The sequence below is a fragment of the Micromonospora sp. NPDC004704 genome (genome assembly GCF_053601675.1).
On the sequence record NZ_JBSGCD010000005.1, the window covers coordinates 245,675 to 270,529 of the forward strand.

29 protein-coding genes are annotated in these 24,855 nt (G+C 71.3%); 9 read left to right on the forward strand and 20 right to left on the reverse strand.

The features are described from left to right. Window positions 1-172: 172 nt before the first annotated feature. A complete protein-coding gene (locus ACWEFB_RS09285; RefSeq protein WP_452283822.1) occupies window positions 173-1,306 on the forward strand; it encodes a DUF1996 domain-containing protein in 1,134 nt (377 codons plus the stop codon). Window positions 1,307-1,388: 82 nt separating this feature from the next. Here the strand turns inward: ACWEFB_RS09285 and ACWEFB_RS09290 are convergent, their stop codons facing one another. Next, window positions 1,389-2,150: a crotonase/enoyl-CoA hydratase family protein gene (locus tag ACWEFB_RS09290; protein WP_452283824.1), complete on the reverse strand. Its 762-nt coding sequence runs from the start codon at window positions 2,148-2,150 to the stop codon at window positions 1,389-1,391. Window positions 2,151-2,317: 167 nt separating this feature from the next. Between ACWEFB_RS09290 and ACWEFB_RS09295 the strand changes: the two genes are divergently transcribed. Continuing rightward, on the forward strand, window positions 2,318-2,704 hold the full coding sequence (locus ACWEFB_RS09295) for a DUF4259 domain-containing protein (protein WP_452283826.1): 387 nt from the start codon (window positions 2,318-2,320) through the stop codon (window positions 2,702-2,704). A gap of 15 nt (window positions 2,705-2,719) precedes the next feature. Here the strand turns inward: ACWEFB_RS09295 and ACWEFB_RS09300 are convergent, their stop codons facing one another. Further along, window positions 2,720-3,610 (reverse strand): NAD(P)-dependent oxidoreductase, encoded by an 891-nt coding sequence (locus ACWEFB_RS09300; protein ID WP_452283828.1) that lies wholly within the window; start codon window positions 3,608-3,610, stop codon window positions 2,720-2,722. Window positions 3,611-3,724: 114 nt separating this feature from the next. Here ACWEFB_RS09300 and ACWEFB_RS09305 point away from each other — a divergent pair, with 114 nt between their 5' ends. Next, window positions 3,725-4,327, forward strand: a complete 603-nt coding sequence (locus tag ACWEFB_RS09305; RefSeq protein ID WP_452283830.1) for a CGNR zinc finger domain-containing protein — start codon at window positions 3,725-3,727, stop codon at window positions 4,325-4,327. Here the strand turns inward: ACWEFB_RS09305 and ACWEFB_RS09310 are convergent. Further along, complete coding sequence (locus tag ACWEFB_RS09310) at window positions 4,315-4,752, reverse strand: SUKH-4 family immunity protein (protein ID WP_452283832.1); 438 nt, start codon at window positions 4,750-4,752, stop codon at window positions 4,315-4,317. The genes ACWEFB_RS09305 and ACWEFB_RS09310 overlap by 13 nt on opposite strands. Before the next feature lie 325 nt (window positions 4,753-5,077). On the opposite strand from ACWEFB_RS09310, the gene ACWEFB_RS09315 reads away from it, so the two are divergent. Both ACWEFB_RS09315 and ACWEFB_RS09320 read left to right on the forward strand, forming a co-directional pair. After that, on the forward strand, window positions 5,078-7,276 hold the full coding sequence (locus ACWEFB_RS09315; protein WP_452284058.1) for a protein kinase domain-containing protein: 2,199 nt from the start codon (window positions 5,078-5,080) through the stop codon (window positions 7,274-7,276). A gap of 63 nt (window positions 7,277-7,339) precedes the next feature. Beyond that, window positions 7,340-7,756 carry a hypothetical protein gene (locus tag ACWEFB_RS09320; protein WP_326562153.1) on the forward strand — a complete coding sequence of 139 codons (417 nt, stop codon included), beginning with the start codon at window positions 7,340-7,342 and terminating at the stop codon, window positions 7,754-7,756. A gap of 102 nt (window positions 7,757-7,858) precedes the next feature. Here ACWEFB_RS09320 and ACWEFB_RS09325 read toward each other — a convergent pair whose 3' ends face one another. Continuing rightward, complete coding sequence (locus ACWEFB_RS09325) at window positions 7,859-8,917, reverse strand: NAD-dependent epimerase/dehydratase family protein (RefSeq protein ID WP_452283834.1); 1,059 nt, start codon at window positions 8,915-8,917, stop codon at window positions 7,859-7,861. A 163-nt stretch (window positions 8,918-9,080) separates the two neighbouring features. On the opposite strand from ACWEFB_RS09325, the gene ACWEFB_RS09330 reads away from it, so the two are divergent. Continuing rightward, window positions 9,081-9,932, forward strand: a complete 852-nt coding sequence (locus tag ACWEFB_RS09330) for a Rieske 2Fe-2S domain-containing protein (RefSeq protein ID WP_452283836.1) — start codon at window positions 9,081-9,083, stop codon at window positions 9,930-9,932. 84 nt (window positions 9,933-10,016) lie between these two features. Here the strand turns inward: ACWEFB_RS09330 and ACWEFB_RS09335 are convergent, their stop codons facing one another. From ACWEFB_RS09335 to ACWEFB_RS09390, 12 genes are all read right to left on the reverse strand, one after another. Further along, window positions 10,017-11,153 (reverse strand): LysM peptidoglycan-binding domain-containing protein, encoded by a 1,137-nt coding sequence (locus ACWEFB_RS09335; protein WP_452283838.1) that lies wholly within the window; start codon window positions 11,151-11,153, stop codon window positions 10,017-10,019. 16 nt (window positions 11,154-11,169) lie between these two features. Further along, complete coding sequence (locus ACWEFB_RS09340) at window positions 11,170-11,595, reverse strand: hypothetical protein (RefSeq protein ID WP_452283840.1); 426 nt, start codon at window positions 11,593-11,595, stop codon at window positions 11,170-11,172. Further along, window positions 11,592-12,074: a TadE/TadG family type IV pilus assembly protein gene (locus ACWEFB_RS09345; RefSeq protein WP_452283842.1), complete on the reverse strand. Its 483-nt coding sequence runs from the start codon at window positions 12,072-12,074 to the stop codon at window positions 11,592-11,594. The genes ACWEFB_RS09340 and ACWEFB_RS09345 overlap by 4 nt, the downstream gene beginning before the upstream one ends. A gap of 2 nt (window positions 12,075-12,076) precedes the next feature. Continuing rightward, entirely contained in the window at window positions 12,077-12,502 is a 426-nt protein-coding gene (locus ACWEFB_RS09350) for a TadE/TadG family type IV pilus assembly protein (protein WP_452283844.1), read from the reverse strand. A 52-nt stretch (window positions 12,503-12,554) separates the two neighbouring features. Further along, the gene (locus tag ACWEFB_RS09355) at window positions 12,555-12,761 is read right to left on the reverse strand and encodes a hypothetical protein (RefSeq protein WP_452283846.1); all 207 of its coding nucleotides are present in this window, start codon (window positions 12,759-12,761) and stop codon (window positions 12,555-12,557) included. 29 nt (window positions 12,762-12,790) lie between these two features. Further along, window positions 12,791-13,657 (reverse strand): type II secretion system F family protein, encoded by an 867-nt coding sequence (locus tag ACWEFB_RS09360; RefSeq protein WP_452284060.1) that lies wholly within the window; start codon window positions 13,655-13,657, stop codon window positions 12,791-12,793. Beyond that, window positions 13,657-14,511, reverse strand: a complete 855-nt coding sequence (locus tag ACWEFB_RS09365) for a type II secretion system F family protein (protein WP_452284062.1) — start codon at window positions 14,509-14,511, stop codon at window positions 13,657-13,659. Before ACWEFB_RS09365 ends, ACWEFB_RS09360 begins: the two co-directional genes overlap by 1 nt. 85 nt (window positions 14,512-14,596) lie before the next feature. Then, window positions 14,597-16,204 carry a CpaF family protein gene (locus ACWEFB_RS09370; RefSeq protein WP_452283848.1) on the reverse strand — a complete coding sequence of 536 codons (1,608 nt, stop codon included), beginning with the start codon at window positions 16,202-16,204 and terminating at the stop codon, window positions 14,597-14,599. Beyond that, window positions 16,194-16,997 carry a ParA family protein gene (locus tag ACWEFB_RS09375; protein WP_326562163.1) on the reverse strand — a complete coding sequence of 268 codons (804 nt, stop codon included), beginning with the start codon at window positions 16,995-16,997 and terminating at the stop codon, window positions 16,194-16,196. The genes ACWEFB_RS09370 and ACWEFB_RS09375 overlap by 11 nt, the downstream gene beginning before the upstream one ends. 2 nt (window positions 16,998-16,999) lie before the next feature. Further along, on the reverse strand, window positions 17,000-17,662 hold the full coding sequence (locus ACWEFB_RS09380; RefSeq protein WP_326562164.1) for an SAF domain-containing protein: 663 nt from the start codon (window positions 17,660-17,662) through the stop codon (window positions 17,000-17,002). Beyond that, window positions 17,659-18,564 (reverse strand): hypothetical protein, encoded by a 906-nt coding sequence (locus tag ACWEFB_RS09385; RefSeq protein WP_452283851.1) that lies wholly within the window; start codon window positions 18,562-18,564, stop codon window positions 17,659-17,661. The genes ACWEFB_RS09380 and ACWEFB_RS09385 overlap by 4 nt, the downstream gene beginning before the upstream one ends. Beyond that, window positions 18,558-19,064, reverse strand: coding sequence for a hypothetical protein (locus ACWEFB_RS09390; RefSeq protein ID WP_452284064.1), 507 nt, complete (start codon window positions 19,062-19,064; stop codon window positions 18,558-18,560). The genes ACWEFB_RS09385 and ACWEFB_RS09390 overlap by 7 nt, the downstream gene beginning before the upstream one ends. Window positions 19,065-19,791: 727 nt before the next feature. Between ACWEFB_RS09390 and ACWEFB_RS09395 the strand changes: the two genes are divergently transcribed. Next, complete coding sequence (locus tag ACWEFB_RS09395) at window positions 19,792-20,571, forward strand: prepilin peptidase (RefSeq protein ID WP_452283853.1); 780 nt, start codon at window positions 19,792-19,794, stop codon at window positions 20,569-20,571. Between the two features lie 7 nt (window positions 20,572-20,578). On the opposite strand, the gene ACWEFB_RS09400 is transcribed toward ACWEFB_RS09395, so the two are convergent. From ACWEFB_RS09400 to ACWEFB_RS09410, 3 genes are all read right to left on the reverse strand, one after another. After that, a complete protein-coding gene (locus ACWEFB_RS09400; RefSeq protein WP_363596625.1) occupies window positions 20,579-20,746 on the reverse strand; it encodes a hypothetical protein in 168 nt (55 codons plus the stop codon). Window positions 20,747-20,882: 136 nt separating this feature from the next. Next, window positions 20,883-21,083: a DUF6186 family protein gene (locus tag ACWEFB_RS09405; RefSeq protein WP_326562168.1), complete on the reverse strand. Its 201-nt coding sequence runs from the start codon at window positions 21,081-21,083 to the stop codon at window positions 20,883-20,885. Then, window positions 21,080-21,502 carry a hypothetical protein gene (locus ACWEFB_RS09410; protein ID WP_326562169.1) on the reverse strand — a complete coding sequence of 141 codons (423 nt, stop codon included), beginning with the start codon at window positions 21,500-21,502 and terminating at the stop codon, window positions 21,080-21,082. Before ACWEFB_RS09410 ends, ACWEFB_RS09405 begins: the two co-directional genes overlap by 4 nt. 224 nt (window positions 21,503-21,726) lie before the next feature. Here ACWEFB_RS09410 and ACWEFB_RS09415 point away from each other — a divergent pair, with 224 nt between their 5' ends. Further along, window positions 21,727-22,569, forward strand: a complete 843-nt coding sequence (locus ACWEFB_RS09415) for an isocitrate lyase/PEP mutase family protein (protein WP_452283856.1) — start codon at window positions 21,727-21,729, stop codon at window positions 22,567-22,569. A 5-nt stretch (window positions 22,570-22,574) separates the two neighbouring features. Here ACWEFB_RS09415 and ACWEFB_RS09420 read toward each other — a convergent pair whose 3' ends face one another. Continuing rightward, window positions 22,575-23,633: an SAM-dependent methyltransferase gene (locus tag ACWEFB_RS09420; RefSeq protein WP_452283858.1), complete on the reverse strand. Its 1,059-nt coding sequence runs from the start codon at window positions 23,631-23,633 to the stop codon at window positions 22,575-22,577. Between the two features lie 243 nt (window positions 23,634-23,876). On the opposite strand from ACWEFB_RS09420, the gene ACWEFB_RS09425 reads away from it, so the two are divergent. Beyond that, the gene (locus ACWEFB_RS09425) at window positions 23,877-24,842 is read left to right on the forward strand and encodes a Rossmann-like and DUF2520 domain-containing protein (RefSeq protein ID WP_452283860.1); all 966 of its coding nucleotides are present in this window, start codon (window positions 23,877-23,879) and stop codon (window positions 24,840-24,842) included. Window positions 24,843-24,855 lie beyond the last annotated feature (13 nt).

The window sequence follows — 24,855 nt, forward strand, 5'->3', positions numbered from 1 at the left end:
CGGATTTTAGAAAAAAATCAGGGAAATGAGATTGATACGACAGGTCGGCGACTCCGTTAAGCCGATCCGGCAATCGCTAAGCGAGACTTAAGGGAGAAATAATCGTTCCGACTCGAATCGAGCGGGGGTGCACTCGTAGTGTTCGTTCTCGGAAGAAAGGTGTGCCCCCCACATGAATTTGCGACCCACTCCCAGACAACGTCGTTCCGTCACCGCGCTGCTGCTGCTGAGCGTCGCGCTCGCCGGTGGATGCAAGGAACTGCCGGGCACCCCCGGTGCGTCCGGTCCGTCCGGCGACACCGGCATGGGCTCGACCGGCCCCTCGGCGCCGACCACCGGTGCTCCCGGTAGCCCCTCGGCCACGCCGGGCGCTCCGGGCACCTCGGCCACCCCGGGCGCACCGGGTACGTCGGCCACCCCGCCGACCGGCACCAACCCGCCCACCTCGGTCGGTGGCTGGATCAAGATCGACCCGGCCGCGCAGGCCGCCGCGACCGCAGCGTTCTTCGCCCGCAAGCCCAAGCCGGTGACCGGCAACCCGGTCAAGGTGCCCGAGTTCAACGTCGGTTGTACGACCAGCCACCACAACAGCGACGACCCGATCGTGCTGCCGAACCTGGCCGGTGCCTCGCACAACCACACGTTCTGGGGCAACAAGTCGACGAACGCGAACTCGACCGCGGAGTCGCTGCGGGCGGCCACCGCCACCACGTGCAACTCGCCCCAGGACCACTCGGCCTACTGGGTGCCGACGATGCTCCAGAACGGCAAGGTCGTCGACCCCGACGAGATCACCGTCTACTACGGTTCCCGCCTCAAGGACCCGAGCAAGACCCAGCCGTTCCCGTTCGGCCTGCGCATGATCGTCGGTGACGCGAAGAACCAGGTCGACACCCCGGACAAGCAGGGCAACCACTTCTGGTGCGCCGGCATCGGCGGCGAGGTCGGCCGGAGCGCCGACGGCACCTTCCCGGTCTGCGCCAAGACCGCGCACATCGTCCGCCAGATCACCTTCCCGGACTGCTGGGACGGCAAGCACCTGGACAGCCCGGACCACAAGGCGCACATGGCGAACGGTGACCACACCGGGGCCTGCCCGAAGAGCCACCCGGTCCCGGTCCCCTCGGTGTCGTTCGTGATCTCGTACCCGCTGAGCGCCAACACGGACGGGATCACCCTCGCCTCCGGCACCTCGTTCTCGATGCACGCGGACTTCTTCAACGCGTGGGAGGACGACGCGCTCGCCGCACGGGTCCGCAACTGCCTCGACCAGGGCGTGAAGTGCAACTCGGCCGGTAACTTCTAGTTATCGCGGCACCACGTCGACAGGCGGCGGCGGTACGGTTCTCCCCCGATCGGGGGCGACCGTCCGCCGCCGCCGTCGTCGTTTAGGCGTACTCGCCGTGGCGGCCGGCTCCGGCGGCGAACCGGGCGGCACCGGCAGCCGCGTCGGCGGCCAGCGAGTGCATGCCGTACCCGAGTTCGGTGGCGAGCGCGGCCGGTTCGGGCTGGCCGGCGCCCGCGAGCAGGGCCTGCCGGTCGTTGCGCAGGCAGGTCTGGGGAAGATCGGCGAGCTGCGCGGCCAGTTCCTCCGCCGCCGCTCGGGCACCGCCCGGCGGGGCCAGCCGGTTGACCAACCCCATCTCGTACGCCTCGACGGCGGGCACCGGGCGCCCGGTCAGGATCAGGTCCATCGCCCGGCTCTCGCCGATCAGCCGGGGCAGCCGGACGGTGCCCCCGTCGATCAGGGGCACTCCCCAGCGTCGACAGAAGACACCGAGCACCGCGTCGGACTCGGCGATCCGCAGATCGCACCAGAGGGCCAGTTCCAGCCCTCCGGCGACCGCGTACCCGGAGATGGCGGCGATCACCGGCTTGCCGAGGCGCATCCGGGTCGGCCCCATCGGCCCGTCGCCGTCGGGTTCGACCCGGTTGCCGCTCGGCGTACCGATGGCCTTCAGATCGGCGCCGGAGCAGAACGTCCCGCCGGCGCCCCAGAGCACGGCGACGGAGGCGGACGGGTCGGCGTCGAAGGCACGGAAGGCGTCGGCGAGGGCGCGGGCGGTGGGCCCGTCGACCGCGTTGCGACGTTCCGGCCGGTCGAGGACCACCGTCGTCACCGGACCGTTGCGTTCCACCCGTACGACCATCGGTCCAGGATGCCCCGGACCCGCCGGCCGCGGAACCGGCCGCGTGGTTTTGCCCACCTCGCGCCCGCGTGCTCCGCCGTCCCCCGGTCGGGGAGCAGCGGTGAGCGCCTCGAGGCAGTAGTGTCGCCGGGGCCGAGCAGTGTCGCGGCGATGCGGAGGAGGGCCGGATGGGTAGCTGGGGCAGGGGAAACTTCGACAGCGATACCGCCGCCGACCATCTCGGCGCCGTCACCGGTCGGCTGCTGGACGAGGTGGCCCAGGCGATGTCCGGGGATCCGGTCGAGATCGAGCCGGACGAGTACTGGGGTGTCGCCGTACCGTGCAACCTGGAGCTGCTCTGCCTCCTGTCGGAGCAGCGGTACGTGGGCGTCGAGCTGCCGTCGGAGCAGACGATCGCCGACTGGAAGCAGCGTTACCTGGCCGTCTGGGACGACAGCATCGGTGGGCTGGAGCCGACCGGCGACTACGTGACGCAGCGGCGGGCGACCCTGGTCAGCACCTTCGACCGGCTCGCCGCCGAGGCCCGCCGGCAGGCCGGGACCGACCGGGACTGACCTGGCCGGGCGGACTCAGCGGTGGTCGAGGCCGGCGTGGCGGCGGGTGGTTTCGGTGACCGCGACCCAGTCCTGGTCCGACTGACCGTGGGCGACCGCCTCGGTGAAGAGATCGCGGAGCACACCGCCGAAGGCCAGCGGGACCCGGTGTGAGCGGGCGGTGTCCAACGCCAGTTCGACGTCCTTGCGGCCGAGCGCCAGCTTGAACGCGACCGGTTCGTAGTCCCGGGCGGCGATCATCGCCCCGTAACCCTGGTAGACCGGCCCGGTGAACAGCCCCTCGGTGAGGATGTCGACCAGGAGCTTCGGGTCCAGGTCGGCGGCCTCGGCGACCGTGGTCGCCTCGGCCATCGCCTCGATCGAACAGGCGATCAGGTAGTTGCCGAGGATCTTGACCAGGTTGGCGTGCGCGGGCTGGTCACCCACCGTCCAGGTCCGGCGACCGAGTACGTCGAACAGCGGTTGCACCTTCGCGATGGCGGCGGTGTCGCCGGCGGCGAGAATGGTCAGGTTGCCGGCTCGGGCGACCTCGGTGCGACCCAGTACCGGTGCGGCGACGTAGTGCAGCCCGTGGGCGCGGTGCTGCCGGTCGGCCCGGCCCGCCAGGTCCGCGCTCACGGTGGCCATGTTGACGTGTACCGCGCCGGTGGGCGCCGCAGCCAGCAGCCGGTCGTCGAGCAGGTTCTCGATCACCGCGGCGTCGTTGGCCAACATGCTGATCACCACCTCCGACCCGAAGATCTCGGCCAGCTCGGTGGCGGCGGTGGCGCCGCGCGCGACCAGTTCCCGGACCGGATCGGGGGAGCGGTTCCAGACCTGGACCGGGTAGCCGGCGTCGAGCAGGTTCCCGGCCATGGCACTGCCCATGGCACCGAGTCCGACAAATCCGATCTTCATGGTGGTCACGCTCCTGGTCGCGGCGATCCGAGGGTGCCGACGGGCGGCCCCAACGCCGATCGCGGCGGGCTGCCGGCCACCGGCGGGACGAGACTAGCGCATGGAACCGGCTAAGGTGGTTCCATGGTTGGTGACTGGCGTCGTCCGCAACGCTCGGAGAACTTTCGCTGGGGCAACGGTCGGCTCGCGTTCGCGTACTGCGCCACCCTGGGCGACCGGGGTTCGCAGACCCCGATCGAGCGGCTGACCAGCGTCGAGGCGCTGCTCCTCTGGGCGGTCGAGGCGCAACTCGCCGATCCCGCCGGACCACCCCCGGCCGCCCTCGCGCCGGCCCTGGAGCTGCGCGAGGCGATCTATGCCACCGGCCGGGCGGTCAGCCTGGCCGAGCAGCCGGACCGGGACGACGTGGCCCTGATCAACGACTGGGCCGGTCGGCCCGGTGCCGTACCGCAGCTCGTGGTGGCGCCGCCGGGGCAGCCGTACAGCCGGATCCGGGCGACCTCGGTCGACCAGGTCCTGGCCGACGTCGCCCGCGATGCGGTCGACGCGATCGGCAACTCACCCCTGCGGGTACGCCGATGCGCCGCACCGACCTGCCGGGGCGTCTTCCTCGACGACTCGCCCGCCGCCACCCGTCGCTGGTGCTCGATGTCCACCTGCGGCAACCGCAGCAAGAAGGCCACCTACCGCCAGCAGTACGCAATGGACACGGGTCAGAGGCCGTAGCCGAGTTCCTCGGCGGCAACCGCCCAGAGCTGGTTCTCGTCCCGTACGGCGTCGGGGTCGATCCGGCCGATCTGCTCGGCGGTGGCGACGGCCAGTGCCTCCAGCGCCTCGTCGTCCTCCTCGTCGATGCGCCGGGCCCGGCGCGCCGCTCGGGAGTAGATCCGGGACGACTCGACGAGCTGGTCCAGCGACCGGTTCACCACCACCGGTGCCTCGTCCTCGGTGGTGATCAGGACTGTCCCGTCGGTACGGTCGACCACCAGGCTGGCCACGTCCGGGTCCTCGCACAGCACCGCGACCACCCGCTCCCCGATCGCGCGTTCAGGCAACGGTGACGGCAACCAGCGCCCCTCGATCGGCACCTTCGCGTACGTGATCGGCCGTAGCGCGGCAAGGATGCCCATGATCGTCTCGTCGGATACCACGGTGTACGAGCATGGCACACCCGTACCGCCGGCAGTGGTCGTCCTGTGTCCACTGTGGATGCTCGAACTCTCCGTTTCGAAATCGTCGGGGATCGATCAGGTTGTGATCATTTCGGTGCGGCTCTAGATCATGCGGATGGGATGGTCGAGCCGTTGATCGGAAAAGCGACACCCGTACGGTGTGAGCTTTCCGACTGTCGACAATCCGGCCGCCCCGAAAATTGGGCGTTATAACACCGACGGGTACGGTCCTGTCGTGCCCGACACCCCCCAACGGCTGATCGCCGACCGATACCGGCTTGTTCGGCCGCTCGGGCAGGGCGGTATGGGTCGGGTCTGGCAGGCCCGCGACGAAATGCTCGAACGCGACGTGGCCATCAAGGAACTGGTGCCACCACCCGGGCTGACCGACGACGAACGCCGGGAGATGCGCGAACGTTCCCTGCGCGAGGCACGTGCCATCGCCCGTCTCGACCAGGTCAACGTCGTACGGATCTTCGACGTGCTCATTGCCGACGGAGACCCGTGGATCGTGATGGAACTCGTACCGTCGCGCTCGCTGCACGAGGTCCTCCGGACCGACGGGGCGATGCCACCGGCTCGGGTGGCCCACATCGGACTGGGCGTCCTGGCGGCGCTACGGGCAGCGCACCGGGCCGGGCTGCTGCACCGGGACGTCAAGCCGGCCAACGTCCTGCTCGCCGACGACGGACGGGTGGTGCTGACCGACTTCGGCCTCGCCACGGTGCCCGGTGATCCGCACGTGACCCGTACTGGCATGGTGCTCGGCTCACCCGCGTACCTCGCCCCGGAACGGGCCACCGACGGAATCGTCGGACCGGCCGCCGACCTCTGGTCGCTCGGTGCCACCCTCTACTCCGCCGTCGAGGGCCGTACGCCGTACAACCGGTCGACGGCGATCGCCACCCTGGCCGCGCTCGCGACCGAAATTCCACCCCCGCCCCAGCGCGCGGGATTGCTGACCGCGCTGCTGGAAGGGCTGCTGCGCCGGGACCCGCAGCGGCGGCTCGGTGCCGAGGAGGCCGACCGCCTTCTTCGCCGGGCCACGGCGTACTACTCCGTCGACCCGGTCGACCCGATCGGCCTGCTCGGATCGGTGGACCTGGGCGGCGGCCCACCCGACTCGTTCGGTTCGCTCGGTTCGCCGGGTTCGCTCGGTTCGCTCGGCCCGCCGGGTTCGCTCGGTTCCGTGGGCGGGCCGTCCCCGTCCCCGTCCCCGTCCGTGTCCCCGTCCGTGTCCGTGTCTGAGATGCCCTCGGCGGACGCGCCGTCCGGTCTTCCGGTGTCGGACGGCAGCGGTCTGTCCGGTGCCGGAGGCGGTGCGGGGGCGGATCTCGTACCTGGCCGGAGACGGCGCGGCTGGCTGGTCGGAGCGTTGGTGGCGGTGTTGCTGCTCGTACTCGGGGTGACCGTGCCGCTGATGGACGGCGGCACGGTTGGTTTCCTCGGCGGCGAGCCGGATCCGAACTCGCCGACCAAGCCGAACACCTCCCCGTCCGGTCTCTCCGAGGCGTCGATGAACAGGGTGGTCCCGCCACCGGCCGCGGGCTGGCACTACTACCGGGACAGCCCCAATCTGGTCGTACCGGTGCCGGACGGCTGGCAGTCGCACCGCGACGGCGACCGGATCGAGTTCCGTGAGCCGGAGGGCAGCCGGGTGCTCGCCATCGAGGAGCTCCGGTCGATCAAGTCGGACCTGGTTGCCGAGTTACAGGCGCGGGAGAAGGCGGAACAGGACGCCGGGCGGTATCCCGACTACCGCCGGATCCGCCTCGGCACGATCAACTATCACGTACGGGCGGCGGAACGGGAGTGGACGTACGCCGCCGAGAACGGCGAGCTGATGCACGCGATCAGCCGTACGTTCGTCAGCTTCAACGGGCAGGCGTACACGATCGGTTGGACCACCGCGGACGCCGAGTGGGCGACCAGCCGGGGCGCCCTCGCCCTGATCGTGGATGGTTTCCACGAGTTGGCGCCGCCGGGCGGTCCGCCGCCGGGTCGACCGGGTGGTCCACCTCCGGGCCAGCCCGGTCCGCCGGGCCGACCGCCGCCCGGCCAGGGTGGGCAGCCGGGGGATCCGGGACGGCCACCGCCGTTCAGGCCGACCGACCTGCCGGCGGGGAACTCGATCGTCAACGTCGGCAGCGGCCGGTGTGTCGACGTCCCGGACAGCGTCGCAGCCGACGGGGTGGGGGTGCAGATGTGGGACTGCCACCAGCCCCCTGGTCAGCTCTGGACCTTTCCCGCCGACGGTACGGTCCGGTCGCTGGACAAGTGCCTCGACGTGGCGGACGGGTCGACCGCCAACGGGGCGACGGTCCAACTCGCCGACTGCGACGGCAGCGCCTCCCAGGACTTCACCCTCAACAGCTCCGCCGACCTGGTGAACGTACGGGCCGACAGGTGCGTCGACGTGCTCGACGGCAATCCGGAGAACGGGGCCCGGTTGCAGCTCTGGGACTGCACCGGTGAGCCCAACCAGAAGTGGCGGCTGGGCTGACTCGGGTCCGGGTTGTTGCGGTAAATAGTGGACAGTCGGGCGCGTCAGGGATACCTTGACGTAGTGGATCAGTTGATGAGCACCGCGCTGACCGTGGACGTGGCACCGGCAGCCCTGGCCGCGGAGCACGCGGCGGCCAACGAGGCCAGCCAGCAGGCCGACCTGCTGCTCGGCGGTCGACCCGTACCCGGCTCGGAGCAGTGGCAGGCCGAGCAGGACAGCCCGGTCGGCGCCCAACGCGAGGTGGCCGCCCAACTTCTCCGGTTCCGGATCGAGCTGAAGACCGGCATCGACCCGATGGGCAGCCTGATCGGGCTCCGCAGATGGGGCGTGACCTGGGAGCTGATCGCACGGGCGGCCGGAATCAGCCGCCAGGCCGCGCACGAGCGCTGGGGTCGACGCGTACGTCAGGTGCTCGACCCGTACGGCACCGGCGAACTGCCCGGCCCCATCGCGGACGACGAGGCCGACCTGACCTGATCCCCACCCCGGTCACTCCGGCTCCACGCCCGGAGGTCAACAAGTGCGTGTCCTCCGGAGTCGGTCGGCTGACCGGTGGCCGGAGTCGGCGGGTGGCCGGGGCTAGTTGGTCGCCGGGCGGCCCCGCAGCTCGGAAGCGGCGCGGCGGTCCGGTCGCAGGACCATACTGCCGGTTCCGGCACCGACCGCGATGCCGCCGAGGACGTCGCGTACCGCCTCCCGGGCGTCGTGCCGGGGACGCCATCCCAACTCCTGCTCCGCCCGCGAGCAGTCCATCAGCGGCACCCCGGCGGTGAGATCGATCCAGCCAGGCTCGGTCGGCAGCAGCCGCAGCCGCCACGCCACCTTGGCCAGCATCCGGAGCAGGAAGATCGGTACGGGGATGCTCCGGCCGCCCAACTCCTGAGCCAGCACCGGCCCGTCGAGCACCGGTTCGCCGGCGATGTTGAACGCGCCGTCCCGGTCACTGCGCAACGCCCGCACGTACGCTTCGGCCAGGTCGTCGGCGTGCACCGCCTGGGCGCGTAGCCGCTTGTTCCGGGGGATGATCGGCAGCCGCCCCGAACCGAGCCAACCGACCGGCACGATCCGTCCGATGAAATGCCTCCTGATCTGGGCACCCGCGTCGCGTTGGAAGACCAGGGCCTGTCGTATCCGGACGATCCGCAGCTCGGGGTGGTCGTGCTCCACCCCGTCGAGCAGCGCCTCGACCGCCGCCTTGTCCGTGCTGTAGCCCGAACCGCTGATCCCGGTCGCCGGCCAGCTCTCCGTCACCCGCCGATCCTTCGGACCCTGGGCGTACGCCCCGAACGACGAGGCGTACGCGAGCGTGCCCACCCCGGCCTCGTCGATCGCCCGCAACAGATGCCGGGTCCCGGTGAGATTGGTACGTCGCAGCAGCACCCGACGGTGGCTGGGCTGGATCTGCCAGGCCAGGTGCACCACCGCGTCGATCCCCCGCAGCGCGTCGGTCAACCGGGGGAGGTTGTCCGGTTCGCCGAGGTCCAACGCATGCCACCGCACCCCGGCGTACGGCGCACCGGCCCCCTCCGGCGGCGGACGCCGGGCGATGCCGACCAGCTCGATGTCCGATTCGCCGGCCAGCCGGCGCAGGAGTGCGGTTCCGACGTTGCCGGTGGCCCCGGTGATGGCGATCCTCATGTCAACCTCTACCCGACCGCCGCCCGGTCATGCCCTGCGCGGAGCATCGACGCCGGGCAGGTGGTCGGGGATCCCTGCACGCACCGGCACTGCGTTGCGGGATGGGACGGGATCAGACGGACAAGCCCGGTTTGCCGGGTGGACATTGGGGAATCCGGCTCGGATGCGAGCGGCGTTGACGAAACTCGAGCAGGCGAACCAACTGGACCGGGTGGGCGATCAGATTCAGCGGGGGATCTGGTCCGCGCTGCCCCGGCGGTGGATGCGGGACCTCCTCCACGGGGTGTGGCTGGGCCACCCCCTCCATCCGGTGCTGGTGCAGGTGCCGGTGGGTGCCTGGACCGCCAGCGCGATCCTCGACCTGCTGCCCAACCAGCGCAGGGCCTCGACGACGCTCGTCGCGATCGGCACCCTCGGCGCCCTGCCGGCGGCGGTCGCCGGGTGGAACGACTGGGCCTCGCTCTCCCAGTCGCAACGCCGGGTCGGCCTGGTCCACGCCGCGGCCAACGTGGTCGGACTGGCGCTCTACGGGAGCTCGCTCGGCGCCCGGCTCAGCGGTCTGCACGGCATCGGTCGGATCCTCGGCTGGGCCGGACTGTCGGCGGCGAGCGGTGGCGCGTTCCTCGGGGGGCACCTCGCGTACAAGATGGGCGCCGGGGTCAACCAGGCAACGCCCGAGCTGCACCGGATGGACGAGGGCTGGCACCCGGTCGCCGACCTGGCCGCCCTGCCCGAGGCGAGCCTGGTCACCCGGAAGATCAACGACATTCCGGTGCTGGTCTACCGCGACGGGGACAACGTCACCGCGATGCTCGAACACTGCGCCCACCAGGGCGGACCGCTCGGCGCCGGTGACGTGACCAAGGTCGACGGACACGTCTGCGTGGTCTGCCCGTGGCACGGCAGCACGTTCCGGCTGGACAACGGCGAGGTCGTGCACGGACCGGCCGCCACCGACCAGCAGACCCTGCCCACCCGGATCATGAGCGGCGTCCTGGAAATCCGGATGCCCTGACGGGTGCCCTGAGCGATGCCCTGACGGAGGCTCGGCCGGGCCGGCGCTGGTTCGATTCCGCTGGCCCGGCTGCGCCGTTGCCGGTCAGCCGCGTCGGTGCCGGCCGCCGTCGGCGGCGTCGTTCAGGGTGCCGGCCGCGGGCCGCCGTCGTAACCCGAGCACCGCGCCGATCTGGGCGCCGACGATGCTGGCCACCGCGATCACCGCACTGACCGCGAGCGGACGGTTCAGGTTGTTCACCTCGCTGGCCCGGGACGCCCCGACCGCGTACGTGCTGACCTCGCCCGACTGACGGGGTTGCTGCGGCGCGGGTGGAGCGGGCGGCGCGGGCGGCTTCTCCGGTGTCGGCCACCCGTTCGTGGGCGCGTCGCCATGCCCACCGGCGGGCGGAGGGATCGCCACCATGCCGGTAGCGTGCTTGCGTATGCCCTGGTCGGCGGCGTCCGCCGGCAGGTGCAGCAGTTGACCGGGCTTGATCCGGTCCGGGTTGCGGATCTCGTTGAGCCGGGCCAGATCCTGGTAGCGCTCGAAGTCGCCGAGATAACGATCCGCGATCGTGCCGAGGTAGTCGCCGTCCTCCACCCGGTAGACCGGGGCGGGTTCGTCGGCGGGGGTGTTCGGCGCGGCCAGGGCACGGGGTGCCGCCGCTGCCGTGGTCACCGGGGCGGCGGCCGGCGCAGCCGCTGTCCGACCGTACGGTGCCGCCGCCCAGGCGGTCGGGGCGTACTCGGTGGTGGTCGCCGTTGTCGGACCGGCGATGGCCAGAGCCGGCCGGGCGATCGGTGAGTGGGGTGCGGTCGCGACCGTTCCGGATGCCACCGAGGTCGCCGCGGTCGCGGCCGGGCTGGCGACCAGGATCAGCGCCACCGCCCCGACCAGGGCCGCCGCCGCCCGCTGCTGCCGGCGCATACCCGGCAGCCGGACCGCCGGCCGGCGCAGGATCCGGGCCGGCAACTCCACGAGTACGGAGAGCGCGAACGTCGCCCAGCCGACCCAACCGACGATCGCCAACGCCCGCAGGAACAGTTGCCCGTCGTCGCGGCTGGTCAGCGTGTTGCCGACCTCCGTCAGGGTCGGTACGTGGTCCGGTAGCGGGTTGCCGGCGAAGGCCAGCAGCGCGATCGGCGCCCCGGCTATCAGTCCGACCAGAACGAGGAGCGAGCAGAGACCGGTGAGGAACTGCCCGGTTCGCCGGGCCGCCGATACGCGCGCTGCGGGCATGACGTCGCCTCCCTATCTACGGTTCGTCGGTGAGTGGCCGGGCGGTGGCGGTGCCCTCGATCGGCACCGCACCCTGGCCGAACGCGCTGAGCAGGATCGGCTGGTAGTCGAACTCGACCGTCACGGTGATCGTCTGGTTCGGCGGCTCGCCCTGGATCACCGGCGGCGGACCGCCGACCCCGGCCGCAGCCCGGTACGCGTTGACGGCGGCGATGGCGGCCTCCACGTCGAGCCGTTTCGGCCCACCGTCGATCGCCGCGCCCAGGTCGATCGCCTGGCCGCCGGTGCGGGCCGCCTCGGCTGCCAGATTGTGCGCGCGCTGCAGCGCCATGAGCCGCCGGGTGCCGTCGTACGACAGGGCAACGACCATGAAGATCGCCAGCATGGCGATCGCGAGGAAGGCGCTGACCCGACCGGCGTCCCGGTCCCACCGCCCGGTCATCCCCGGCTCCGGTAGCGGTCGATCGGCGATACGAAATACGCCCTCACCGGTTCTGGCGCCGGCAGCCCCAACCCGGCCAGGTCTTGGTACGACACCACGCAGGTGACCTCGGCGACGATGAAGACGGGATCACCGAGCGGCTGCGCGAACGCCTCCTGCAGGGACCATTCCGTGCCTGCGCTGAGGGGCGACCTGCCCGAGAGCGTGACAGCGGCGGCCGGATCGCAGTTCAACCCCTGCTCGGCCAGCCGCTCCGTCACCGCCGTGTCGCCGGCCGCCTGCGCCTGGGCCGCCGTACGCGAGATGCTGCTGGCGCGGGCCGCGTCGTGGGCCGCCGCCGAGACCGCGTTCTCGGCGATGGCCTGCCGGCCGGCGACCACCGCCATGCCGAAGAGAAGCACGAAGACCGGGGCGAGAATGGCGACCTCCACCGAGACCGACCCGCGTTCCGGCCAGCGGCCTCTGATCCGTCCGGCCATTCTCAGTCTCCTGCGGTGAATTGTTCGATCGGGCCCCGCGCGTTCTGCCGGACCGTGAAGTTGATCCCGGGCATCACCTGCAACACCGATCCCTCGACGGTCGCCGTGGCCACACCCGTCGCCTCGTTCCGGTCGACGTTGACGCTGGTCGCGACGAGCCAGTCCGGGGCGCCGTTGATGTAGGCCCATACCTTCGCCTCGGCGACCGCCTCCGAGTCGCCGGCGAGCGTGCGGGTCGAATTGACACCGATCTGCGCGGCGTTGAGTGCCACCGCCCGAGCGAGGAAGTACACGCCGGCCTGGATCGACATCATCAGCAGCATGAAGATCACCGGCAGCAGGATCGCCAACTCGACCGGAGTGGCCCCTCGTTCGGTGCCGCCGTGCGTACCGTTCCCGGGCGGGCAGCCCGCACTGCCGCCCCCCACCGCTGTGACGGTGGGGGGCGGCAGTGCGGGCTGACGTCGACGCATCGGGCTACTACTCCACCGGAGGCGCGTCATTCGGACCGGGAAGCTCGTCGGTCCATTCGGTCACGAAGTTGGTGGCCGTGACGATGAGGGCGGCCGCGATGATGGCCAGCCCGACGATGATGACGGCGGTCGGCACCGGCCCGTCACCCCGGTCGGTGTGCTCGCGTAGCTCCGCGAGCCTGTTCTTGGCGTATACGTAGGCGTAGACGAACATTGCTCTTTCCTTCCCTGGCAAGTTCGGATTCAGAGTCGGGCGACGAAGGGATAGAGGATGAAACCGATGAGGACAAAAACCAGCAGTGCACCGGGTACGTCGAGCCGGCTCGTCACCGTCTCGGCTCGGGCCAGTTCGTCGGTCCGGATCTGATCCCGCAGCGAGTCGGCCCGCTGGCGGAGTGTTTCGTGCACCTGAGCCCCGTCGGATCCGGAGGACTGCATGATGGCCCCGACATCGCCGAGCTCCGGCACCCCGATTTCGTCGGCGAGGTCCCGGATTTCGTCCCACGGCGAATGCATCTGCAACTGGGCCAATCGCAGGGCTTCCCTGATCCGTTCGAAGACCCAGCCGTCGCAGACCGCAGCGGCCTGTTCCAGCGCCTGCACCGGTCCGTGCGCCGCGGAGAGTTGCAACGCGACGAGATCCAGGTAGGTGCAGACCGCCCGGCTGAACTCCCGCCGGGCATTTTTGGCCTTGGCGAGCACATCGCGGTGTGCGATGAACGCTGCCAGTGCCGCCAGCCCCACTGCTGCCAGCACCGGCACCACCAGTGGTGGGGTGATGCCCACCACGGTGAGCAGCACTCCGGCCGCCGCCGGGGTCACCAGTCCGATCAGTACCGAGAGCACGATCGACAGGGCGTACTGCTCGGGCGTTCGGCCCAGCAGGGCGAGGTCGCGGCTCGGTGGTTTCAGCCACCGGGCGACGCCGGTGAGCCACTCCGACTCGCTCCGGCTGGACTGCCCGGCGGCCGGGCCGGCCGGTTGGTGCAGCCGGCGTAGCGCCGGCCCCAACGCCGGGGTGGCCGGCAGCGACTCCCGGACGAACAGGAAGAGGCCCAGGCCGACGGCCGATCCACCGGTCACGGCGATCGTGAGTTGCCAGTTGAGGATCATGCGAGCACCTCCTCCGGCTTCGGCGTGGCGAGGAAGCGAGCCGGGCGGGGCGGCTGACTCATCGACCGGACCCAGGCCAGGAGTGCGATGAACGAGGCGCTGAGGACGATCATCACGATCTGTCCGATCGGGGAGCCGTACGGGCGCATGTAGGCCGGGTTCAGCAGCCCGTACACCAGGACCGCCAGGGTCATCCCGCTCAGGAACCGGACCGCGAACCGGGGTTGGGAGCGTTTCGCCTCCACCTCCCGCCGGGTGGCGACCTCGGCCGCCGCCGCCGTCGCGATCGAGCCGAGCACGTCGCCCAGCCGCTCGCCGCGATCCGTGAGGTGCAGGATCAACGCGGCCACCACCTGGTCACCCACCGGGTCGCCGATCTCCTCGGCGAAGGCGAGCAGCGCGGGGCGGCCCAGCCAGCCGGCCTGCAACCGGGCGGCGAGCAGCCGCACCTCCTCCTCGATCTCCGGCGGCGCGGTGGCGACGGTGGCGGTGATGGCCTGTTGCAGCCCCTGCCCGGTGCTGGACATGTCCTTGAGTCGGCGGGTCCACTCGCCGACCGCCTCGATCCGGGCGATCACCCGTTGCTCGGCTCTACCGGCGTTGAACAGCCACGGGACGCCCAGCACCGCGATCGCGAACAGCAGACCGATCACCGGCAGCCCGGTGAGCAGGAACGCCAGTACGCCCACCAGCGCCGCCGCGCCGAGCAGCGCCTGGTGCCGCCGGTGTTCCGCGCGGCTGGTGCCGGAGCCCTGCCAGAGGCGACGCAGCCACTGGTCGGAACCACCGGGCGGCGGGGTCGGCTTGGTGGTGCCGACCAGTGCGACGACCAGCAGAACCAGCCCGCTCATGCAGGCCGCTCCGGCGAGCACCGCGATCAGTTCGACGTTGCCGAGGGGTATCACCGGCTCGCCCCGATCGTCTGCACGGTCCCGCTCATCCGCGCCGTCCCAGCCGGGTTCGCCGCGGACGGCGCCAGGCACCCGTACCGGCCTCGATGTAGCGGCTCAGCAGGCGGGCGTCGTACCCGATCCGAAGGAGCTGGTCACGGATCCGCTCCGGCAGGTGCTTCGGGACCGCGCGGCCGTCCGGTCCCGGGCCGAAGATCGTGGTGGTGGTGATCCGACCGGTCTCACCGGCGCCGATGACCTCTTCGATGTGTGAGACGAACCGGTGCTTGCGGCCACCGATCGCGGTCTCGTCCTCGACCGTGACGTAGACGATCAGATCGAGCGCGTTGCCGGCCATCCGACGGGCCTGGTCGACCGTCATCTCCCGGCCGTGGGCCAGCGCCAGCTCGATGATCCGCTCGCCCACCCCGGCCGGCGTACGGGCGTGAATCGTGCACATCGAACCCCGGCTGGTGGTCATCGCCTGGAGCATCGGGACGATCTCCCGCGAGCGGACCTCGCCGACGATGATCCGCAGTACGCCCATCCGCAGCGACAGCGGGATCAGGTCGGCGATGGTCACCTCACCGGCCGGTCGACCGTCGGCTCCGCGTTCGCCGTGTCCCTCGCGGGACTCGAAGCTCATCACCGCCCGGTGCTTGATCCCCCGTCGGGTGGGGAGCAGTTCCCGGCTCTCCTCCAGCACCACGTACGGCTCGTCCGCCGGGATCTCGTCCATCAGGGCCCGGATCACGGTGGTCTTGCCGGCGCCCGCCAGCCCGGCGACCATGATGTTCAGCCCGGCCGCCATCGTCGCCCGGAGGAAGTCACGGATCAGCAGATCGATCATCTCGTCGAGGTCGCCCCGCCCACCGGCGATCTCGTCGAGGCTCACGTCGAGGGTGTTGTGCTTCCGGATCACCGCGTACGGCCGGTGGCTGACCAGGTAGACCGCGGCCAGCCGGCTGCCGTCGGGCAACTGGAGGTCGAGCGTCGGCTTCGAGGTGGACAGTGACCGCTCGGTGGAGCCGGCCCGGCGGGCGGCGGCCTGGAGGATCTCCACCAGCTCCTCGTCGCTGTCCGCGATCGGGTCGGCCCAGTCGACCCCGCCGCCGTGCCGGGTGATCCGCACCAGGTCGCAGCCGAGGATGTGCACCTCTTCGATGGTGCTGTCGACCAGCAGGGTCTGCAGCCGTCCCAGCCCGACCAGTTCGGCGCTGACCTGGTCGAGCAGGATCCGCTCCTCGCTGGCATGCATGGGAGTGCCGGCGCGGCGGGCTGCGTCGGCGTACTCGCCGACCACCGCGACCGCCAGCCGGGCCCGCTCGGTGTCCTCCTCGTCGACGCTGAACTCCCGGCCGCGCTGCCAGAGGGTCAGCCGTTCGCTGAGTTCGCGTCGGAGTTCGCGGACCACCGCGAAGTCGATCCGTGGGCGTTGGGTCGGCGTCCCCGCCACCGTCCCGCCTCCGGTGGGGCCGGGCACCCGGGCACCCTGGATCGGATAGGGAGGGTTGCCGCCGACCGGCGGGGCGGTGCCGTTGGCCGGGGGAATGGCCGTGCGCTGGTGCCGGCCGTTCGCCGGGATCGGTGGCACCGTCGAGGTGGCACCGTTGTCCCGGCTGCGCGGGTCGTGCGAGACCGGCTCAAACCGCATTCGGCACCTCCTGGACGGGGGCCGGCCAGGAGAGTCGGGCCCGGCGGCGGTCCAGCAGGGTACGGATCGGCACCTCCAGGGCACCGGCCGCGCGCATCAGCGGTCGCTTCGCCCGTACGGTGCCGCCGTGGCTGAGCACCTCGGCGGTACGCGGGTCGTGCGGGAGGTGCGCGATCACCGGCAGGCCGAGCGCCCTGCTCACCTCGCCCCGGCTGTGCCCGTTGCCGACCAGCAACAGTCGCAGCGAGCCGGGCGGGACCCGGTGCTCGGCGAAGTCCCGCTCGATCGCCTTGACCGTCGAGCGGGTGCTGGAGATGTCGGAGAGGTGGGCCCCGCTGACGACCAGCACGATGGCGGCCGCCCGTAGCACCGGCCACGGTGGCGCGATCACCTGCAACCGGCCACAGTCGACCAGCACGTCGTACGCCGGCTGCCCACGGTCGAGATCGGTGAAGAAGTCGGCGAAGCGCTGCCAGAGCGGGGTGACACTGCCGGCCTGAGCCGGATCGACCACCCCGGGCAACAGCAGCCGCTCCCGCTTCGGCGCGTCCAGGTCGACCAACTGGGACCAGAACGCGCTGTCGAGGCTGCCGTCGCGGAGTTCGCCGACGGCAAGTTCTCCGATTCCCCGTGGACCGCTGAGTGCCCCACCCAGGTAGCCGGCGAGCACCGACCCGCCGGACGGGTCGCACTCGGCGAGGATCACCCGGTGGTGCCAGGAGAGCGTGCAGGCGAGGGCGGCGGTGGTGACTCCGGGCGAGCCCTTGGCGGAGACGAAGGCGACGACGGCCATGCTCAGGCCGTCGCGGTGAGGACAACCGCGATGCGGTCACTGGCGTTCAGGGCCACCACCGCCGGCACATCCCGGACGGCGAGCGCCAGGTAGATCACGACCGTGTTGTTGTCCGGGAGCGATGTGTCGATCACGGTGGTCTCGAACCGGGTGCTCGCCGCGTCGGCGCCACCGGTGCTGTTCTTGTCGGGCAACCCGATCAGCAGGAGCTTGTCGCCGGGGCGGAGTTTCTTCGCCGGCACGGCCTCGACGTCCAGGCTGATGGCGACCTGCTGCTGTCCGGGGCCGAGCAGCGGCTTGTCGGTCAGTTGAGCCGCGGTCAGCAGAGTGCCCGGGGTCAACGAGGCCGTCGCCCGCTTCCCGACCACCTCGTTGAGCCGGCTCGCGGCCACCGGTGCCAGACCCTGGCCGCCGGCCACCTCGACCCGTACGACGTCGTCGGCGGTCAGGATCGCGCCGACCGGGACCGGCCGGGCCACCGCGAGGTAGCTGCCGGTGGCCCGTACCGAGGTGACGGCGAAGGCGGATCCCAGCCCGCCGAGTGCCACCAGCAGGACCGCCAGGCCGAGCAGGCCCGGTCGGATCCGCCTCTGCCGGACCACCTTGGGTGGTGCCACCGGCGCGTCGACCGGTCCGGACACGTTGCGGGTGGGTGCCACGGTCACCTCGTCACCACCTGAAGCTCGTCGATCTCGATTTCCACCTCGGGGCTGAACCGCTGGGTGGTCATCACCCCTTCGGGGTCGTCGTTACTGCCGACGCCCCACGGCACCTTCCAGTACGTGGTCCCGCTGACCTTGTACTTGCTGTCGCCACTCGGCTTGCTGTAGCCGTTGGGGTAGCCGCACGGTGGTTTGGTGTTCTTGTCGGTCTCGGGGTTGTACACCTCGCCGGGAGTCGTGCAGGTCACCTTGTCGCCGTTGCCCATGTCCCAGACCATCTTCTCGACCTCGGCCCTGATCCAGACGGTCACACCACGGTCCGACTTCCTCTTCACCTGCGGCCCCCAGGTCGCCGGTCCGGGATCCGTCCACAGCCACACCGGGAGTCCGACCAGACCGGCCCCCTTGCTGGGATGCGGGGCGATTCCGACGCGCGGGTGCTTGAGATCGAGGCTGGCCAGGAGTTCGGCGGCGATTTCCGCCGGGTCCGGCGGAGCGCCGAAGCCCGGGGGCGGTTCGTCCAACAGGTGCGGGATCAGGCCATCCCCGCCGCAGCTCGCCTGATACATGGTCAAGCCTTCCGGCACGTTGTCTGGCTGCGGCTCGGCGACCTTGTAGTAGCAGCCGTCCTGGGAGTTGAACCAGCCGAGCACATCGTCGTAGCAGGGGAGCGGGACGCCATTGCGGACGCACTTGCGGGCCGGGCCGTCGTTGCCGCCGCCACCGCCCGGGCCGCCGCCACCGGGACCGCCGCCACCACCGGGGATGTCGTCCCAGACGTCGCAGTTGGTCGACGAGGGCGGACATCCGGCACCGGGGTCGCGGGCGGAGGCCGAGCCGGTGAGACCGAGGGCGAGCGTCAGGGTTGCCAGGGCGCCGACCGTGAGCAGGCGCCGGCTCAGCACGGCTGGTCCTGGTGGGCGGTGCCGGCGCTGATCAGCCAGCGGCCGTCGGAGTAGCGGGTCGCGGTCGCGGTGGCCAGGTACCGGCCGCTGGTGGAGCCGGGTACGACGGACTTGTCCTTGGTGTAGACCAGCCGGTAGCCGGTGCCGTCCAGGCAGTCCTGGATCGAGGCTGTGGCCGGGACGGTGTCCAGCCGTACGTCGGTCACTCGCGGATCGGAGATGAGCGTGCCGGTACGCATCGCGCCGTGCTCCTTCGCATCACGAATGGCAAGCCGGACCTGGGTCAGCAGGGGGTCGGCCAGATACTTCTTGAGCGCCGGATCGAGTGGGTTTGCCGATTTCTCCGCTTCTCGAGCGGCGTCCAGATAGCCGGTATAGGCGGCAAGTGCGGCCTTCGAGGCGGCTGCGGTCTCCGGCGCGGCATCGGTGGTCGCGGCGGGAGCGCCGTCGAGAGACGCCGGTGCACCGGGCTCCTGGTCCTTGGCGCAGCCGGTGCCCATGGTGACCGACAGGATCACGATGAGGACGGCGGAGAACCTGCCCAATCGCTGTGCGCGCAACGGTGTGTCCATCCTTTCCGCCGCTCGCCTTTCTCAACACCGGACTGCTGGTCTCACCGGTCTGTGCTGGTGAGGGGTGTGTGTCCGCTGGGTGCGGACACGTTACGGCCGCCCCGGACGGCTCGTGTCGAGCCCGGCGCCACCGTACGGACATTTACTTGTGTCAATCTGAACGGGATCTTACCGATGTGCCAATTCTTTGCCGGATGAGCTGGTTGATCTGTTTTACCCTACGGTTGCGCTTCACCCAAGGGGCGAGCATAGGCTGACCGCCGACGATGCAACAGAGGCAATTGCAGAGAACACGTACGGTCACCATCTTCCATCCTGATATCCATTGAGGTCCTTTGATGATGGTCGATACCTATCGACTCGCTCGCGGGCTCCGGTCCGGGTTGGTGGATCACCCTGCGCGTGCTGATGCACGTTCGGATGCACTGCGAAATACAGCGGATGGCGGTGGTCTGGCCGTTTCCGTACCCCGGTCCGGAAGCGGTACAGGCGGATCCCCGGCTGCCGCGCGTGATCGCCGGGACCGGCGCCGGGCCGGCCGCGCGGCAGCGGTGAGCGCCGATCGAAGATCGCTCTTGGCTGATCATGAAGTTACGCACCGTGTTGTCGAAGATCCGGCCCGGCCGGGTCGTTCCACCCCACAACGGAGGCCCTCATGTCGCTGACCGAGCGCCGGCCGGTGCCGGCCGGTCCCGCGCGGACCGGTCACGGGCGGCTGCTGGCGGCCGCCACCGTCGCCCCGCTGATCCGTTGGATCGTCGCGGCCGACTCGGTGCCGGGCGGCACGGAGCGACGAACCGGATGCGACGGGTGCGGTACGCCGATCGGGCTCGCCGGACCACTGCGGGCACTCTCCCCGCTCGCCCGCTGCGGCACCTGCGGCCATCGGATCGGCGCCCCGCCCGCCACTGTGGAACTGGCCCTGCTCGTGTCGATCGGGGTGCTGGCCCTGGCCGCCCGGCCGGCGTTTGAGACGGTCGCCTTCGCCTGGTGGGTGCTCTGCGCACTGCCGTTGTTCTTCGTCGACCTGGCCGTACACCGGTTGCCGGACCGACTCACCTACGCCGCCGCGTTCGGGACCTGGGGTCTGCTCGGCCTCGCGGCACTCTCCGGCGGTACGGAAACGGCCGGCGGTACGGCCTGGGTGCGGTCGGCGCTCGCCGGGCTTGCGGTCGCCTTCGTCTTCGCCGCCTCGACGGTGCTGCTGGGGCGGCGCGGGTTCGGGTTGGGCGACGCCAAGTTGGCGCTGAGCAGCGCCGCGGTGCTCGGGTGGTTCGGCTGGGAGATGGTGTTCTTCGGGCTGATGGTGGCGTTTGTCGCCGCCGCGCTGACCAGCGTCGTCCTGTTGGTCGCCGGCCGGGTCCGCTGGTCCGGCCACCTGCCGTTCGGCCCGTTCCTCATCCTGGGCAGCCTGGTCACGCTGGCGATGACCTGACGGGAGGTCAGGTCATCAGGCTGGTGATGAAGTCGCCGAAACCCTGGGCGAGCATCATGCAGCCCGCCCCGAGGGTCTTGAAGGTGTGCGCGGCACTGTCCGGTCGGAACGCGATGAAGAAGATCAGGAAGGCCAGGCCTCCCCAGGCAAACACTTTCTTGATGAAAACGGGCATCTTTCCTCCGCTGGGGCGATCGGCCGTTTCGTCCGGCCCGTGGAGTTCGGATGACAAAATCTGCTTTTGACGTGTCCGCTGGCTTCCCGCCCGGGAGGGCGGCAAACAGCAGGAGCCCGCTTCACCTGGCCAGCCCTCATCTGGCCAGGAAGTGCCAACCCATCCAGAGCCACGCCCCGAGCACGATCACCCGCCCGGTTCCGCTGCGCATGGCGGCGATGAGCGCGCTGCCCAGCGGGGCGACCGTACTGTTCGGGCGGCGTCCGGCGAGGTCGACCAGGATCATGGCGCCGATGATCAGGGCGAAACCGACGACGAGTACGGCGCGTGCGGTCAACGGGTCACCAGCCAGGCTCCGGTGCTCAGCCACAGCACGTAGCCGGCGAGCCGGCCGGGATAGGTGTCCAGGAACGGGTCGGCCAGGATGCTGAACGTCGGATGTGCCGCGTCGTTGCCGGTGAACAGGGCAACCAGCTCCCAGACGCAGAAGGCGGCACCGAGCCCCACCCAGGTCACCGCGGTCGCCCGGCCGGCGAACAGCGTACGGTGCGGCACCCGTCTCGCCCCCCACCAGAGCAGGACCAGTCCGGGTGCCAGTACGGCACAGGCGGCGGGCAGGGTCAGGGGTCGGGCGACCGCGGCCAGCAGGGCGTACCCGGCGATGGCGGTGGCGAAGGTGGGCGTCGCCCGACCGACGAGTGGGCCGACAGTATCGGCAGCGGGCGGCTCGGCCGTGTCCAGATCCGTCTGATGCATCCCAATAGGATGCGGTGCTTCTACCCCTTTATCCGCTTACGGCACGCGGGTGATCGGGGTGAACTGGACAAACGACGACGCTCACCGGACAACAGTGGGGCCGGAAGCCATCAGCCCGAGGCGGCGAGCGGTGCCTCGGTGACGGGGGTCCGGGCGTACCCGGGGGTTTTAGCTGGGGCTTAAACAGTACGACGGGGGCCGGCGCCGGCCGGAGACTGGCGGTCATGACTGAGCAGCAGAACCTCATGACCGGGCAACAGCATCGAGCGGAGCAGTTCCGCGGCCTGCACAACGCAGGCGAGCCGGTTGTCCTGGTCAACGCGTGGGACGTGGCCAGCGCCAGGATCGTGGAGGCGGCCGGCGCCCGCGCCATCGCGACCACCAGCGCCGGGGTCGCCTGGAGCCTCGGCGCCCCGGACGGCGACATGCTCGCCCGCGACCTGGCCGTCGACCTGGTCGCCCGGATCGTCGGCGCGGTCTCCGTACCGGTGACCGCGGACATCGAGTCCGGCTTCGGCGCCACCCCGGACCAGGTGGGCGAGACCGTACGGGCGGTGCTGACGGCCGGGGCGGTCGGTGTCAACATCGAGGACGCGGTGCACGGGGGAGCCCCGGCGCTGCGACCCGTCGACGACCAGTGTGCCCGGCTGCGGGCCGCCCGGTCCGTCGCGGACGACGCCGGCATCCCGCTGTTCGTCAACGCCCGGGTCGACACCTTCCTGCGCGGGCTGGGCGGGTTGGCGGAGACGGTGGAGCGGGCGAACGCGTACCTGGCCGCTGGGGCGGACGGGATCTTCGTACCCGGGGTGGTGGATCCGGAACTGGTCGCCGACCTGGTACGGGACATCCCCGCCCCGGTGAACATCCTCGCCGGTCCGGGCGCCCCGTCCTTGCCGGAGTTGGCGAAACTCGGGGTCAGCCGGCTGAGCCTCGGCTCCGGACCCGCTGAGGCGGCGTACGGAGTGGCCCGGCGGGTGGCCGAGGAGGCGTTCGGCACCGGGACGTACAACGCTCTGGTGGGTGCGCTGGACTGGGGCACGGTCAACGCCTTGATGACCCGCCGCTGAGCCGGTCACCTCGTTCCGGCGGCCGTCTGCTCCGGCAGCAGGCCGCCGGGTTCGATCCCCACCGGTTGGAGCAGCCACCAGTGCCCGCCCAGCCCGGCCGGGTCGGTCAGCTCGGCCACCGTCGAGGCGGCGGCGAGCGCCCGGACGTACCCGGTCGGGTCGGTGCCGGCCAGGGTGAGCGGCGGTCGGCGGCCGTCGGCCCCGAGCGCCCGCAGCGCCGCCCCCTGACTGACCAGCGTGTACGCCACACCGGCAACCACCTCGCCGGCCGCCGCCACCGAGTCGACGGCGACGTGTGCGGTCAGGTCGCAGGACCCGTCCGGCACCGGTGGCACCTGCCGGCCGGATCGGAAGCCGGTCAACGTACCGCCGATCGGGCGACCGGTGCGGAGGTGGCCGTAGTCGACGGCCAGGGCCAGCCCGCGGTCGACCGCGCCGACGGCGGCGGCCCAGGCGGCGTCCCGGCTTCGGCCGATCTCCACCCGCGCACCCGGCAGCGGCCCCGCCGCACCCTCCTCCGGCAAACCGGGCCCGCCCGGCTGGTCCGGCCACCAGTGCGAGAGCCAGGCGAGGTCGGTGGCGGCGGTCGGCGGACCGGCGGACTCGATGCCCGAGACCGGGTCGACCAGGACCTGGTGCCAGCCCGCCGGCCCGGCCTCGGCCAGGTCGAGCGGTACGTTGTCCAGCCACTCCGTGCCGATCAGCAGCCCGACGATGCCGCTCGGCACGGTGTCGAGCCACTCGATATCGGGTGGCAGCGGGTCGGGTCGGGGAGCGAGTTCGACCCCGGTCAGGCGCAGCCGGCGGCCCAGTTCGGCCGGGGCGAGCGCGGCCACGGTACGGAGCAGTTCGCCCCGGCCGGCCCCGACGTCGACCACGTCCAGCCGGTCCGGGTGGCCGAGGGCGGTGTCGACCCGGTCGAGCAGGCGCAGCAGCGCGGCACCGAGCACCGGTGCGGCGTTCGCGCTGGTACGGAAGTGTGCCGCCGGGCCGTCGCCGGTGACGAAGAACCCGTCGGCGCCGTACAGGGCGGTGGTCATCGCCGCCCGCCAGGTCATCGGCATGGGTTCGTCCGTTCTGCGGTGCAGGTCACGGTGCAGACCCTACGGCGATGTCGAGGTGACCCGCGCCACGGTCGGCGGGGTGGCGGAACGGGCCTGTAGCAGCGGGAATGCGTTCGGCTCAGGTCCCGCATTCCGGCCGTTCCGGCGGCGGTGAAGGTTTTCACACATGCTTGTCGCAGATCCGTAACAACGGCGCATAATTGCGATCGACCGGTACCACTTATCGAGGACTGGATCGAAGACATGAGCGCATCGCCGCGCCCGCGTCCGGCCACCCCTGTCGGGGTGACCGCGCCGGCCCACCGCACCGCTGCCGCCGTACCTGCCAGGACGCTGACCGTCGGTGTGATCGGCACCGGCCGGGTGGGTGCCGTACTCGGCGCCGCGCTGGCTGGGGCCGGACACCGGGTGCGCGCCGCCTCCGGTGTCTCCGAGGCGGCCAAGGCCCGGATCGCCCATCTGCTGCCCGGCGCCGTGAACCTGCCCGCCGCCGAGGTCGCCCGCGCCGGCGTGGACCTGCTGATCATCGCGGTGCCGGACGACGCGCTCGCCGCCGTGGTGTCCGGTCTGGCGGAGACCCGTGCCCTGCGTCCGGGCCAACTCGTCCTGCACACCTCCGGCGCGCACGGGCTCGGGGTGCTCGCACCCGCTGCCGCCGTCGGTGCCCGTACGCTCGCGGTCCACCCGGCGATGACCTTCACCGGTACCGCCGACGACCTGGCCCGACTGCCCGGCATCTCGTACGGCGTGACGGTCCCGGCGGACCTCCGGCCGCTCGCCGCCCGGCTCGTGGCGGACCTGGGTGGGGTCCCCGAGTGGGTGGCCGAGGGCGACCGTCCGCTCTATCACGCGGCTCTCGCCCACGGCGCGAACCACCTGGTCACCCTCGTCAACGAGGCGATGGACCGGTTGCGGGACGCGGGTGTGGCGCAGCCGGAGAAGGTGCTCGGGCCGCTGCTGCACGCCTCCCTGGACAACGCGCTGCGGCTCGGCGACGCGGCGCTGACCGGCCCGGTCGTCCGGGGCGACGCCGGCACCGTGGCCAAGCACCTGGACCGGTTGGCCGCGACCGCACCCGAGTCGGTCGCCGGTTACCTGGCGCTGGCCCGGCGCACCGCCGACCGGGCGATCGCCGCCGGCCGGCTCCGCCCGGTCGACGCGGTGTCGCTGCTCGGCGTGCTGGCCGACCGGCAACGGCAGTCGGTCTGATGACAACCGGCCG

Coding starts and splice junctions, on each gene's coding strand:
- ACWEFB_RS09285 (WP_452283822.1), top strand. CDS start 173: ATGAATTTGCGACCCACTCCCAGACAACGTCGTTCCGTCACCGCGCTG.
- ACWEFB_RS09290 (WP_452283824.1), bottom strand. CDS start 2,150: ATGGTCGTACGGGTGGAACGCAACGGTCCGGTGACGACGGTGGTCCTC.
- ACWEFB_RS09295 (WP_452283826.1), top strand. CDS start 2,318: ATGGGTAGCTGGGGCAGGGGAAACTTCGACAGCGATACCGCCGCCGAC.
- ACWEFB_RS09305 (WP_452283830.1), top strand. CDS start 3,725: ATGGTTGGTGACTGGCGTCGTCCGCAACGCTCGGAGAACTTTCGCTGG.
- ACWEFB_RS09315 (WP_452284058.1), top strand. CDS start 5,078: ATGGGTCGGGTCTGGCAGGCCCGCGACGAAATGCTCGAACGCGACGTG.
- ACWEFB_RS09325 (WP_452283834.1), bottom strand. CDS start 8,917: ATGAGGATCGCCATCACCGGGGCCACCGGCAACGTCGGAACCGCACTC.
- ACWEFB_RS09330 (WP_452283836.1), top strand. CDS start 9,081: ATGCGAGCGGCGTTGACGAAACTCGAGCAGGCGAACCAACTGGACCGG.
- ACWEFB_RS09335 (WP_452283838.1), bottom strand. CDS start 11,153: ATGCCCGCAGCGCGCGTATCGGCGGCCCGGCGAACCGGGCAGTTCCTC.
- ACWEFB_RS09340 (WP_452283840.1), bottom strand. CDS start 11,595: ATGACCGGGCGGTGGGACCGGGACGCCGGTCGGGTCAGCGCCTTCCTC.
- ACWEFB_RS09345 (WP_452283842.1), bottom strand. CDS start 12,074: ATGGCCGGACGGATCAGAGGCCGCTGGCCGGAACGCGGGTCGGTCTCG.
- ACWEFB_RS09355 (WP_452283846.1), bottom strand. CDS start 12,761: ATGTTCGTCTACGCCTACGTATACGCCAAGAACAGGCTCGCGGAGCTA.
- ACWEFB_RS09365 (WP_452284062.1), bottom strand. CDS start 14,511: ATGAGCGGGCTGGTTCTGCTGGTCGTCGCACTGGTCGGCACCACCAAG.
- ACWEFB_RS09370 (WP_452283848.1), bottom strand. CDS start 16,204: ATGCGGTTTGAGCCGGTCTCGCACGACCCGCGCAGCCGGGACAACGGT.
- ACWEFB_RS09375 (WP_326562163.1), bottom strand. CDS start 16,997: ATGGCCGTCGTCGCCTTCGTCTCCGCCAAGGGCTCGCCCGGAGTCACC.
- ACWEFB_RS09390 (WP_452284064.1), bottom strand. CDS start 19,064: ATGGGCACCGGCTGCGCCAAGGACCAGGAGCCCGGTGCACCGGCGTCT.
- ACWEFB_RS09395 (WP_452283853.1), top strand. CDS start 19,792: ATGTCGCTGACCGAGCGCCGGCCGGTGCCGGCCGGTCCCGCGCGGACC.
- ACWEFB_RS09400 (WP_363596625.1), bottom strand. CDS start 20,746: ATGCCCGTTTTCATCAAGAAAGTGTTTGCCTGGGGAGGCCTGGCCTTC.
- ACWEFB_RS09410 (WP_326562169.1), bottom strand. CDS start 21,502: ATGCATCAGACGGATCTGGACACGGCCGAGCCGCCCGCTGCCGATACT.
- ACWEFB_RS09415 (WP_452283856.1), top strand. CDS start 21,727: ATGACTGAGCAGCAGAACCTCATGACCGGGCAACAGCATCGAGCGGAG.
- ACWEFB_RS09420 (WP_452283858.1), bottom strand. CDS start 23,633: ATGCCGATGACCTGGCGGGCGGCGATGACCACCGCCCTGTACGGCGCC.
- ACWEFB_RS09425 (WP_452283860.1), top strand. CDS start 23,877: ATGAGCGCATCGCCGCGCCCGCGTCCGGCCACCCCTGTCGGGGTGACC.